This is a genomic window from Geopsychrobacter electrodiphilus DSM 16401 (assembly GCF_000384395.1).
GTDB classification, from domain to species: Bacteria; Desulfobacterota; Desulfuromonadia; order Desulfuromonadales; family Geopsychrobacteraceae; genus Geopsychrobacter; species Geopsychrobacter electrodiphilus.
On sequence record NZ_ARWE01000001.1, the window covers coordinates 768,724 to 780,127 of the forward strand.

The 11,404-nt window shown below is 56.4% G+C and carries 10 protein-coding genes; 1 reads left to right on the plus strand and 9 read right to left on the minus strand.

Translation table 11 applies throughout. From position 1 onward, the window contains the following. Positions 1 to 2: 2 nt before the first annotated feature. The 4 genes from D888_RS0103580 to D888_RS0103595 all read right to left on the minus strand — a co-directional run bounded on the left by D888_RS0103580 (position 3) and on the right by D888_RS0103595 (position 6,161). On the minus strand, positions 3 to 1,043 hold the full coding sequence (locus D888_RS0103580) for a galactose-1-phosphate uridylyltransferase (RefSeq protein WP_020675161.1): 1,041 nt from the start codon (positions 1,041 to 1,043) through the stop codon (positions 3 to 5). Positions 1,044 to 1,121: 78 nt separating this feature from the next. Beyond that, positions 1,122 to 3,239 (minus strand): glycoside hydrolase family 57 protein, encoded by a 2,118-nt coding sequence (locus D888_RS0103585; RefSeq protein ID WP_020675162.1) that lies wholly within the window; start codon positions 3,237 to 3,239, stop codon positions 1,122 to 1,124. Continuing rightward, positions 3,236 to 5,746, minus strand: a complete 2,511-nt coding sequence (locus D888_RS0103590) for a mannose-1-phosphate guanyltransferase (protein ID WP_020675163.1) — start codon at positions 5,744 to 5,746, stop codon at positions 3,236 to 3,238. Before D888_RS0103590 ends, D888_RS0103585 begins: the two co-directional genes overlap by 4 nt. Positions 5,747 to 5,801: 55 nt before the next feature. Beyond that, the gene (locus D888_RS0103595) at positions 5,802 to 6,161 is read right to left on the minus strand and encodes a response regulator (RefSeq protein WP_020675164.1); all 360 of its coding nucleotides are present in this window, start codon (positions 6,159 to 6,161) and stop codon (positions 5,802 to 5,804) included. A gap of 172 nt (positions 6,162 to 6,333) precedes the next feature. Between D888_RS0103595 and mnmL the strand changes: the two genes are divergently transcribed. After that, positions 6,334 to 7,254 (plus strand): tRNA modification radical SAM protein MnmL/YtqA, encoded by a 921-nt coding sequence (gene mnmL / locus D888_RS0103600; RefSeq protein ID WP_020675165.1) that lies wholly within the window; start codon positions 6,334 to 6,336, stop codon positions 7,252 to 7,254. A gap of 4 nt (positions 7,255 to 7,258) precedes the next feature. Here the strand turns inward: mnmL and D888_RS0103605 are convergent, their stop codons facing one another. The 5 genes from D888_RS0103605 to grxC all read right to left on the minus strand — a co-directional run bounded on the left by D888_RS0103605 (position 7,259) and on the right by grxC (position 11,404). After that, positions 7,259 to 7,603, minus strand: coding sequence for a cupin domain-containing protein (locus D888_RS0103605; protein ID WP_020675166.1), 345 nt, complete (start codon positions 7,601 to 7,603; stop codon positions 7,259 to 7,261). A gap of 557 nt (positions 7,604 to 8,160) precedes the next feature. After that, positions 8,161 to 9,120, minus strand: coding sequence for a radical SAM protein (locus tag D888_RS0103610; RefSeq protein WP_020675167.1), 960 nt, complete (start codon positions 9,118 to 9,120; stop codon positions 8,161 to 8,163). Then, the gene (locus D888_RS0103615) at positions 9,104 to 9,766 is read right to left on the minus strand and encodes a ferredoxin--NADP reductase (RefSeq protein ID WP_020675168.1); all 663 of its coding nucleotides are present in this window, start codon (positions 9,764 to 9,766) and stop codon (positions 9,104 to 9,106) included. The genes D888_RS0103610 and D888_RS0103615 overlap by 17 nt, the downstream gene beginning before the upstream one ends. Before the next feature lie 53 nt (positions 9,767 to 9,819). Continuing rightward, positions 9,820 to 11,061, minus strand: coding sequence for a bifunctional alpha/beta hydrolase/OsmC family protein (locus tag D888_RS0103620; RefSeq protein WP_020675169.1), 1,242 nt, complete (start codon positions 11,059 to 11,061; stop codon positions 9,820 to 9,822). Positions 11,062 to 11,149: 88 nt separating this feature from the next. Continuing rightward, entirely contained in the window at positions 11,150 to 11,404 is a 255-nt protein-coding gene (gene grxC, locus D888_RS0103625; RefSeq protein WP_020675170.1) for a glutaredoxin 3, read from the minus strand.

Sequence of the window (11,404 nt, forward strand, 5' to 3'; positions counted from 1 at the left end):
CGTCAACGCATCAATTCCGGGTCGGCGTTGCGTAAAAATTCGGCAGCCTCCTCCGGCGGTGTGGGATTCATATGAAAGCCGGTCCCCCATTCGAACCCCGCCATTTTAGTAAGCTTCGGAACCAGTTCAATGTACCAGTGATAGTCAAAGGGGAGGGAACTCCAGTAGCCGGGGCGCCCCTTGCGCATGTGCATCGGAGGGGAGGTATGCAGAATAAAACTGTAGGGCGGATCGCGCAACGCAGCGCGGATTCGCTTGAGGGTGTCGCTCATGGCATCACCCAATGCCAGCAGTTGTTGATCGGTCTGGGCGGTGAAGTCGTGGCTGTGCTGCAAGGGCGCGATCCGCAGTTCGAAGGGGAAGCTTGAAGCGTAGGGCGCATAAACGAGAATGTTGCCGTCATCGCGCACCACCCGGCTCTTCTCCTGACGTTCCTGACGTAACAGATCACAGATCAGGCAGCGTTCTTTGTGTTCGTAATAGTCGCGACAGATCGACAGTTCGGTGGATATCATGGGTGGGACCAGAGGGACTGCGATCAGTTGCGAATGGGAATGCGGGACATTGACGGCCGCCTCAACTCCATTATTTTTAAAGGCGAAAAGATAGCGGAGGCGTTCATCATTACGCAGATCGATCATGCGGGCGCGGAACGCCCTGAAGATCTCCGCGATCTCAGCGCCGTTGAGATCGGCCGTGTCGCGTTCGTGATCAGGCTGTTCAATAATGATCTCATGGGCTCCGATGCCGTTCATCCGGTCATAAAGGCCGTGCGCTTCACTCTCCAACTCCCCCTCAACCTGCAAGGCGGGGAACTTGTTGGGGATCACCCGTACCTGCCAGCCGGGTTGATTTGCACCGCTGCCGTTGGGACGATGAGCGTAGATTTCAGGCGGAGTTTTTTGCTCCTTTCCATAGCAGAAGGGGCAGGCTGCGACCGCCAGCTTTTCACGCGGGGCAAGAAACTCCTGGGGTCTGCGTCCTCGACCTTCGGTAATAATCGCCCAGTTTGCCTTTAATGGATCCCAGCGCAATTCAGACACTTTATTTTCCTTTCACGGCTTCGGTTTGCTCAAAATGTTCGGGCAGACTCATTCTGGGAGCTTAACCTTGACGGTGTTTCAAATGATCCAGTTCTCTTCGTCGAGCAGGGCGCCGCGGTAGATCAGCGGGGCGTCCCCTTCCCCCGGCCAGCGTCCGGCCGATCGCCCCTGCTGGACGCAACAGCAAAAGAGCCGCAGTTCATCATTAGGGGTTAGCACCAACAGCTTCAGAGGGATTTCCAGCTCCAGAATATTTCCTGCGACAGCTCGACCCTCACCCAGTTTTTCCTCCTGGCTGAAGAGTTCCAGCAGGTTTTTCTGAGGCTGCCAGCGCAGGCACAGGTTACGGCGGCCATGCAGATGAATTTCAAAATATCCCCACTCGGTGCAGAGTTGCTTAAGAAGTTTAACCTCGTCAACCCGCAGGTAGAGAGAGGTTTCATCATAGCCATAAAACAGGCGGCTCGGCCCCTGTTGAATTGCATGCATAGCCCCGGCGGCGGCCAGATCGATTTCGCCTGCGGCCAGCCATTCAAAATAGTCCCCCACCTGTCCATCGATCCGTGGAGTGAACCGCTCCGCCGGTTCACAGCTGCGGATTTGTGCGCGTGGCGGTTTGATCGGGTGCTGCAGGTTGGGCGGAGTCGGCAGACCGCTGAGATGATAGAGGCCCTCAAGGTGACTGCGGAACAGGCGATCGAAGATGTTGGCTTGAGTGGTCTGATGTTCGTCGCCAAACCACCAGAACCAGTCGCTTCCTTCAGCCCGCAAGAGTTCGCGCAACTGCTCGTTGATGGGCAGCTCTGGTGTTTTGAGGGCGCGGGCCACCTGATCCGTCAGGCAGGCATGGCGCGCGGTCGCCAGCAGCTCCCAGCCTCGATTCTCTTCCGGGTGACCGATCCAGGTGGTGAAGTCGCTGCGGATCCAGGAGCCGGCGGCCAATTTTTCGAGTGGTTGCGGCTGACTGTCGGCCACCGCCTGGCCAATGGTGCAGAGGTCAAACGCCGGATCATCGAGCAGGGCGCGGTAGAGCTGCTGCAAAAAGGGGTAGCCGTTATCCACATAACGCTCCCAGCAGTTTTCGCCATCCAGAATAATGGGTACCAGGCCCTCAGGAACAGTATTTTTAATCGCCTTCAGTTGGCGGATGATATCGGCCACCGCCTCTTTGGCCGGCCAGTCGGCATAAAGAAAGCCGATCTTGTCGGAGATCTCGCGATCGCGAAAGACCAGCGGAAGCCCTGCATAGCTGTAAACCTGGTAGAGGGCACGGCGATCAGTTAAGCCGTTCGGCAGACTCCGGGCCAGAATCCCCTCATCGCTCGCTGCCCAGAGCACCTTTTCTTCGGCCAGCAGCCGGATTGCATCCTCGCTGACCGCACCCTCGGCCGGCCAGATCCCGCGTGTACGTTCACCGAGCAGCTGGTTGCCGGTTCGCACCCCCTCACGAATCTGCAGGCGTGCGTCTTCAGGATAATGAAAATCGGCCAGGGGCAGGGAGATGCCAGGGCTTGGTTCGCTGGCGCGTCGCAGTTCGCAGAGCAGGGGGAGAATCGGATGGGCGTAGGGCGTCAGGGAAATCTCGATCAAGCCAGCGGCTTCAAGTTCGGCATGGCGATCGATGATCCGCGTGACTTCAGCGTTGCAGATATTGAAAACGTCGGCTTTCTCGGCCTCTGTAAACATGTCGCCGCGGCGTAACAATTGGCCAATCAAAGGTTCGCGTTTGCGCAGATGATAGCCGGTCCAGCTCAGCAGAAACCAGACCTGCAGATCGCGTAATTCCTGAGCGCTGAAATCAGGAGCGCTGGCAACAGGGTCGCGTCCGCGCTTCTGCCGCAGCTGGCGATACCGCGGATGGGGGAGCAGGTGCCGCTGGTCATTGACCGAAAAGAACTGTTCCAGCAAAAAAATGCGTTCCGGCAGGGCGAGCTCGGCGGCATCTTTACGCGCCAGCTCCAGCCAGCTGTCGGCATCAACTCCACGCCGATAACGGTCGAGTTGTTCCAGCAGGGTCGGCACCAGATTTATGGTGACCGGCGCCTGGCATTCGGCAACGGTTTCAAGCATCTCACCGTAATCCTTGACCGCGTGCAGCCAGGTCCAGGGGAGCAGAGTGCGACCATTGGTCGGATCACGATAGTCGGGCTGATGCATGTGCCACAGGATGGCTATTTTCAGCCGTTTTGTGCTCATATCTCCTGCAACTCCTGCTGCCAGGTTTCGACCTTGGTGCGGTATTCGTTGATCAATTTTTCTCCGCGTTCGGGTGTGCTCGCCTCGGCTCGCAGGTGGACCACCGGTCGATATGGATCGGGGAAGACCAGAACCCAGGCGTCTTTAAAATGAACCTTGACGCCGTCGATGAAGGTGGTCGGCAGGTTGGCCGAGGCCTCGTTCATCAGGCGCATGATCCCACCCTTCTGCTCCCAACTGCAGGGGAGCTCCAGGGCGAGGTAGCGGTCGAGCTTCAGGCGTTTGCGCACGCTGCTGATACTGCGTTGCTGGCTGCAGAGCAGCTCGAGCAGATGGGCGATGCTGAAGAGTCCGTCGAAGTGGGGTTGAAAGCGCGGGAAGATCAGACGGCGTTCCATATCGGCGGCCATTACGACACCTTGGGTCTGTGCGGCCAGGCCCAGAGAGCGGCCATCCCCTTTGACCCATTGGGTCGATATCCCGCGCTCAAGGGCGATGCGTGCGATGCTCTCCGGTGCGGAGATCGGCAACACTATCTGATCCGCATGTTCGTTGGTCTCAAGGGCCGCGAAAAGCGCCATGGTTTCGATCTCATTGAGCGGGAGCCCCTTATCATCAAGGTAGATCGTCCTCTCTCCCGAGGGTCCGATCAGGAATCCGGCGGTGGCATCGAGGCTGACAATGATACGACCGAGTTGATCGAGGCGGGCTTCGATCTCTTCGGGCGACGGTGGTGAGAGGGTTTCATCGATGTGAGAATTGAGTTCGATAACGTCGCAGCCGAGTTCATTCAACAGGCTGGGGAGGGTGTCGGCCGCCGGGGTGTGGTTGAGGTCAATGACGATCCGCGGCTTGCAGCTAGCTATTTTGTCTTTATTGAGGGCATGGATGAACCCGTCGCGGTAGTAGTCGGCGATGTTTGGCAGTTCTGAAATGGCCCCGGGCTCGGCGAAATGAACGCGCCGGAAATTTTCTTTAAAAAAGATCCGTTCTATCCCCTTGGCGCTGTTGGACGAAATTTCGTGACCCAGTTCATCGAAAAAGATGATTTCTGTGACCGAGGCATCGAGATCCGACTGTCGGAAATGGACACCGCCGACTTCGCCAAAGGTCGTCAGCTTGTAGCGCAACATCGGCAGCGGCAGGCGTTTGACATCTCGCACGTTGATGCCGGCCGAGAGCAGTCCGCCGACAAAGCTGCGTTTAAGCATACGGGAGGCACGAAAGGCGTCGCGCCCGGCGAGGACGAAGGCCCCTTTTGGTAGAGCCGAGCCGTAGGCGGCCCCCAATTTTGCGGCGAATTCCGGGGTCAGTTCAATATTGGTCAACCCCTTAACCAGCGCGCCTTCGAAGAGGCTTTTGCGCCAGACTTCACCCCAGATAACGTTGCAGGTGACAATGGACCCGGCCTCGATAATCTTGTTTGGCCAGACTTTGACATCGGCTTTCAACTGGGCCTTGTCGCCGATGGTTGAACTGTCGCCAATGACGGTCCCGGGTTTGAGGATGGCACCTGCTCCGACCCTGACCCGGTTGCCAAGAATTGCACCATCGAGCTTGGCCCCGGCCTTCACAAAGACGTTATCCCACAAAATACAGTCGGTCAGTTCGACTCCATCCTCGATGACGCAGTTACGTCCGATGACGGTATTTTTCAGCAGGGCCTGGCCGAGCAGTCGACTGTTGTCTCCGATCACGACGGTTCCCGAAAACTTGCATTTCCGGGGCTCGATCGCTCCTGCTTCGGTGCCGAGGAAAAGCCCCAGGTCGAGCTGCGGTGCTTCAGAGATCACGACTTTAAGCTTGTCCGCACAGAGATCACGACTGGCTTCGAGATAAGCATCGGTATTGCCGATGTCGGCCCAGTACCCCTGTAGAACACAGCCGAAAAGCGGCGCGTTCTTGGCGAGCATCGACGGAAAGACATCCTTTGACCAGTCACGGTTTTCACCCTCGGGGATCAGGTCGAGAACCTCGGGCTCAAGGATGTAGATTCCGGTGTTGATGGTGTCGGAGAAGACCTCACCCCAGTCGGGTTTTTCGAGAAATTTGGTGATGCGCCCTTCGGGGTCGGTAATGACTACGCCGAACTGCAAAGGGTCGGGCACCGAAGTGAGAGCAAGGGTTGCCAAGGCCTGTTTCTGCTCGTGGAAAGCGAGTGCTTTCCCCAAATCGAAGTTCGTCAACAGGTCGCCGCTGATGATCATAAAACGTTCGTCAAGATGCTTGGCCGCCGACTTGACCGCGCCGGCGGTGCCGAAGTCATCGAGGGGAGTGACATAGGTGATGTTGACGCCGAATTCACTGCCGTCACCAAAAAAGTGGCGGATGGTTTCAGGCTGGTGATAGAGGAGCATCACCAGTTCGGTGATGCCGTGGCGTTTGAGCAGGTCGACGATATGCAGCATGATCGGGCGGTTGAAAATCGGTACCATCGGTTTTGGTTGATTGATGGTCAGGGGGTGCAGGCGGGTTCCAAAACCGCCGGCCATGATCACTGCTTTCATTCTGTCTCCTTGAGGTGGAACTGGATCTGATTTGAAAAATTTCCGGGCGGTTCTTTCAAGTTTGACGCTTGAGCTGACGGGCGATCTCATTTTTCAGCTCGGTGAGGTCTGAGCTCTTGATAATATAGGCGTCCGCCAGCCAGGAGGAAAAATCATCCTTGTAACAGTTGTACGCGCTGCATAGAATGACCGGTAGATCTTTCTGCTCCCGGACAATCTGCTGTAACATCTCAAGTCCGCTCTCCTGTTTAATTTGAATGTCGAGAACAGCCAGGTCGATATCCCGGTTTTTGAGCAGGGATGCTGCTTCTGCACAGGTTGCTGCTGTTACGACTTCATAGCCCTCATCCGTGAACTCATCGGAATAGAGCAGGCGCAGGCCGGGTTCGTCATCGACAAAGAGGATTTTCGCCATCGCTATTCTCCTGAGGTTACCACATAGGACAGGTCTGAGTGCCAGTGAGGAAGTATAGCAGAGCAGGGCCTGGCAGCATAGTCTGTGACACTCTAATTCCGTCTTTTCCCCCGGGTTGCTGGCATTATTTCCGCCTTGCTCCTGGGGCCGACTTCCGGGCATACTGCGCGCCATGCGACGTAAAGCCTTCAACCTTTATTCGACTCACATCAAGTCCCTGTTCGGGGGACGGGTCCATAAAATCTCAATTGATGCCGGGTTCGGTTGCCCACACCGCGAAGGCGGGCGTGCTGGCCACGGCTGCCTGTTCTGTGCGCCGAGCGGTTCGGGTTCAGTCGGGATTGAGGCACATGAACCGATTGCGGTCCAGGTTGAAAACGCCAAGGCGTTGATGCGGCGTAAATACCGGGCCAAGTGGTTTATCGCCTATTTCCAACCCTTCTCAAATACCTTTGCCCCGGTGAAAGTTCTGCGCGAGCGCTATGACCAGGCGCTGGTTGTTGATGATGTGGTTGGCCTGGCGATCGGGACTCGCCCCGATTGTCTGGCCGAAGATGTCGTTGATCTTCTGGCTGAATATGACCGGCGTACCTACTTCTGGCTTGAGCTCGGGCTGCAGAGCATCCATGATAAATCGTTGAATTATTTAGATCGGGGGCACGATTATCGCTGTTTTCTTGACAGCTATCAGCGCGCCAAAGAGCGTGGTCTCAAGGTTTGCGTGCATCTGATTCTGGGGCTGCCGGGTGAGAGCCGTGACGAGATTCTGGCGACCGCCGACGAAATGGCACGGCTCAAGGTCGATGGGGTCAAACTGCACCTGTTGCATGTGCTCGACGGAACGCCGTTGGGTGAACTCTACAAGCAGGGGCAGGTACCGATGCTGGAGATGCAGGACTATGTCGAACTGGCGGTCGATTTTATTGAACGTCTGCCGCCTGACACCCTGATCCAGCGTCTGACCGGCGACGGCCCGCGCAGCATTCTGCTGGCCCCGCGCTGGTCGATCAACAAGTGGGAAGTGCTGAACGCTATTGATGCCGAGCTCGAACGGCGCGACACCAGGCAGGGGGCCAGATGTCGCGCCCTTTAGGACGCTATTCGTAAGCCGAGGGCACCATGCACATAAACGCCAGAGGTCGCGGCCCGGTGTTGCGGTACTGGTGCAATTCATGGGGTTTGATCAGAATAAAATCTCCCGCTTTGATGGCGCGCGGCGTCTCCCCTTCGAGGGCAACCCCTTCCCCTTCCAGGACGTAATTAAGATGCTCTGATTCGTGGCTATGATGCGGGGTGTGGCCGCCCGGTTCCAGGGTGAAAACCCGGATCGAAAAGTTTGGTGCCCCATCAACCATGCCGATCGGCAGCTGCCGACTGGCACCATTTGCTCCAGCCATGGTCACTGCGGTTTTAGCGCATTCTTCCAGACGCGTAATCTTCATTTCACTCTCCCATTTTAGACGTCATTTGAGCGGACAGGTTTAGCCTGCTCTGAAAAACAGGTGCAGACAGGCTCATCTTAACTCAGTTTGACATGAGGCTGAAATAGTTTGTGTTTTTAGGGACAGCTGTGGGTGCTCGGCCGATCGGGAATGAGCGGCCGGATTAAACCCCGGGGCAGTTTTTCAGGAACGGGCGGAAGCGATGGCCGGGACCTGGCTCGGTGAGACCGCTTCGGTCGGACCTCCCCAGGAGAGCAGTAGCAATGAAGCCCATACGAGACTTATAAGAAGAAGTAGCAATTTAAACATGGCGCGCAATCTAGCACCAGATTTTCAGCAAAGCAACAGAAGAAAATCAGATGTTCCAGATTTTTATTTTAGCCACTTTTGACGGATCTAAACCTGCGGAGGAATCGATTTTTGCACCTCCTGACTTCAGGGGCATCGGCCTTCGAATCCTTCATCGGGGCCCGGAATGCCTCGGGATCGACTGTCTTTCGAACCAGAGGCCCCTAAAAAGCCCTGGAGACTGTGCGCAGAAGATTCTTCGACGATTTTCAGGCGCTGCATGCTGAATCCTGGCCATCTTCTTCGCTTTCGCTGCAATGGCTTTCCGAGCAACTGGCCCCGTAGGCGAAACAGGAATAGCAGCGGTGGTGCTTGAGCATGACACGCTCCGCTAATGCCTCTTTCAGCGTTTTGCCGAGGTTGTAACCGCTATCGTCATCGACCAGGGTACAGGCATAGACGCCGCAGATGCCGTCCTGCTTGACGATCATTTTGCTGTAGTTGCACATGAACCCGTCGCGTTGAGAGGCGGAGAGGTAGGTCGTCATGCAGCCTTCTGTAATCTCCGGGACATGAGGCATCGAGCCTGGTTTGTGGAGTTCCGGGAATTTGATGATGGTGATATCCGCCGGCACGCCAGCCTTGCGAAAATGAAGAGCGTAGGCCTTGTCGACCGCCAGGCTGTCTTCCCCCGCCAGCATCAGGCGCGCGATTGAGACGCCGAAGCCCTCACGATACAACCGACCCAAGGTATCCAGCGCTTTTTTGAAGTTCCCCTTGCCGCGTGACTCGTCATGCTGCTGTGGATCGGGATGATCGAGGCTGATGCGGAAATTCAGGGCGTGCGGTTTGGCGCTGAACGGGATCACCTTGGCGAACTGGTTCATTAACGGCTCGGTCGCATTGGTCAGCACCAGGCAGGGCTTGAAGTTCAATGCGTAGTCGAGAATCCCAATGAAGTGCGGGTTGACGAAGGGCTCACCACCGGTGAAGGAGAACTTCTCGACCCCCAGCTCGACCGCTTCATCAATGAACTTTTTGGCATCATCCAGAGTCATAAATTGAAGTCTGTCATCACCCGGTTTCGAACCTTCGAGACAGAAGGGGCAGCGCAGATTGCATGAGGTGCCGGTGTGAAACCAGAGCTCGTGCAGCAGTTGCGGCTGAATATAGCCGCGTTTTTCACCCTTGCTGCTGAGCAGCCAGGCGTTATTATATTTCATCGGCATAAAAGAAAACCTCTCTGTGAATCTGGGTGTAGTCAATGTTGTGGCGTTCCAGCCAGCCGCTGACCTCATCGATCATGGCATCGAGACCACACAGATAATAGTGGATCTGTGGTCCAAGGGGCAACTGCTCCAGCAGGCCGGTGATGCGTCCATGAAAATCACTGTCGGTCGCTTGACGCGAGACCGCCAGCTGAAAATCTGGAAGCGCCTGCAATTCGTCCAGCGCAAATGCTTCAGCAGCAAAGCTGACCCCATAAAGGCAACAGAGCGGCGATCGCTCTGGCGTGCTGCGCAGATAACTCAAAAAGGGCGCAATCCCGGTGCCGGTCGCAATGAAGACGCTCTGTTCGTTTGCCGCCGAGCGCCCGGGCTGGAACCAGCCGAAGGGCTCACTCGCCTGCACCCGGTCTCCCGCCTGGCGCGCTGCCAGCCAATTGCTGACCAACCCCTGCGGCACCCGGCGGATCAGAAAACGCAGCAGCTTCTCCCCGGTCCCGGAGGCGATGCTGTAGGGGCGTGATTCGGTGTCGTCTTTGAACAGGGCCACACAGTTTCCCGGTGCAAATGAAATATCCCCGCGTTCGAGCTGCAACTCAATGAGTTGGTCGGTATGGGCGATGACCCTGTGGACGATCAAGCTCTGCATAAAAGCCTCTCTGCTGTCACTTGCAGCTGTTTGTCAACGCACTTACGAAATGGTCATTTCACTTCGAGAGCGTCCTCGATCCGGAGACTGGTTTTGATGCGGACCTCTCCAAGCAATGTTTTATGCACCGGGCATTTCTCGGCGATTTCGAGCAGGCGCTGCCGCTGGTCCAGAGTCAGATCGCCAGACAACTCCAACTCCCGCTCGAAATAATCGATTTTTTGTCCTGGATCTTCACAATTCACGCAATCCTGAGCATGGATCTTCGCATGGTGCAGACGGACCACGACTTCGTCCAAAGGCCATTTCTTGCGGCGCGCATACATTTGTACCGTCATCCCGGTACAGGCACCAAGGGCTGCCTGCAGGTAGTCATAGGGGGATGGGCCCTGGTTGGTGCCGCCAAAAGCTACAGGCTCGTCGGCAACCAGGGCATGGCCATTGGCGAACATGTCGCTGCGAAACCCTCCGGTCGGGGTGCGTACGGTTACACGGTTATCAATCCTTTCCAGTAAGGGTGAAATCTCATCGCGGACCTCCAGATAACGACGCGCCCAGGTTGCGATCATATCCGCCGCGTAGCCTGAGTCCTCTTTACGACTCAGCAGGTGATCGGCCGGTTCAAGGGAAATAAAACTCTTCGGATGTTTTGCGGCCTGGTAGATTGCGGCCGCATTTTCAATGCCGACCACTTCATCGCGCGGGGAATGCATGACCAGGAGCGCGGCCCTAAGCTGACCGATTATCTCACCCGGTTTCTGGTTTTGCAGATCGTCGACAAAGGCTTTACGGATCGTAAAAGGTCGGCCTGCAATCACCACCTGAGATTCGCCAGAGGCCTCGATCTCAGGCTGTGCTGATTCAAAGAGCTGCAGCGCATGTCGGGGCTCAAATGGTGCGCCAAGGGTCACAACCGCGCGTACCGATTCAAGTTGATTTGCCGCATGCAGGACCGCGGCGCCACCCAAAGAATGGCCGATGAGAATCGCCGGGGCCTGGTAAGCATCACTTAAAAAGCGCCCCGCCGCAAGAATGTCGGCAACATTGTGCGAGAAGCTGGTCGCGGCAAAATCCCCACCACTGTCGCCCAGTCCGGTGAAGTCGAAGCGCAAAACCGCGATCTGCCTGCGGCTGAGCGCCCGACAGATGTTAACCGCGGCGGTGTTGCTTTTGGTACAGGTAAAGCAATGTGCGAAGATTGCGAAGGCCTGTGGCTGTTCGTCTTCCGGCAGCTCCAGCACCGCCGCCAGGACGATGCCGTTGCCATTCTCAAAACTGACTTTTCTAGATTTCATAACCGCCTCTGCTCATTGGTGGTTGCCGACCACGCGATCAGGTTTTTAGTCCTGGCATTTACAGGATTGCTGATGCTCGCGCGCGACGTCAAAGACCAAGCGCTTCTTCGAGTTTTCCGGCCGCATCGAGCGCGAACAGATCATCGCAGCCGCCAATCAAACGATCATCGATAAATATTTCCGGGACGGTTGTGCGGCCGGAGCGCTGGCGCATCTCCGCTTCTTTTGCCGGGTCAGCCGTCAGGTCATATTCGCTGAATTGCGCATTTTTTGACTGGAGCAGTCCTTTGGCGCGGTGACAATAGGGGCAATAATTTTTGGTGTAGATTTCAATTTTTTTCAT

Bases quoted from the DNA above. Each gene is read 5' to 3' on its own strand.
- D888_RS0103585 (WP_020675162.1), bottom strand. From the start codon at position 3,239: ATGAGCACAAAACGGCTGAAAATAGCCATCCTGTGGCACATGCATCAG.
- D888_RS0103590 (WP_020675163.1), bottom strand. From the start codon at position 5,746: ATGAAAGCAGTGATCATGGCCGGCGGTTTTGGAACCCGCCTGCACCCC.
- D888_RS0103595 (WP_020675164.1), bottom strand. From the start codon at position 6,161: ATGGCGAAAATCCTCTTTGTCGATGACGAACCCGGCCTGCGCCTGCTC.
- mnmL (WP_020675165.1), top strand. From the start codon at position 6,334: ATGCGACGTAAAGCCTTCAACCTTTATTCGACTCACATCAAGTCCCTG.
- D888_RS0103605 (WP_020675166.1), bottom strand. From the start codon at position 7,603: ATGAAGATTACGCGTCTGGAAGAATGCGCTAAAACCGCAGTGACCATG.
- D888_RS0103610 (WP_020675167.1), bottom strand. From the start codon at position 9,120: ATGCCGATGAAATATAATAACGCCTGGCTGCTCAGCAGCAAGGGTGAA.
- D888_RS0103615 (WP_020675168.1), bottom strand. From the start codon at position 9,766: ATGCAGAGCTTGATCGTCCACAGGGTCATCGCCCATACCGACCAACTC.
- D888_RS0103620 (WP_020675169.1), bottom strand. From the start codon at position 11,061: ATGAAATCTAGAAAAGTCAGTTTTGAGAATGGCAACGGCATCGTCCTG.
- grxC (WP_020675170.1), bottom strand. From the start codon at position 11,404: ATGAAAAAAATTGAAATCTACACCAAAAATTATTGCCCCTATTGTCAC.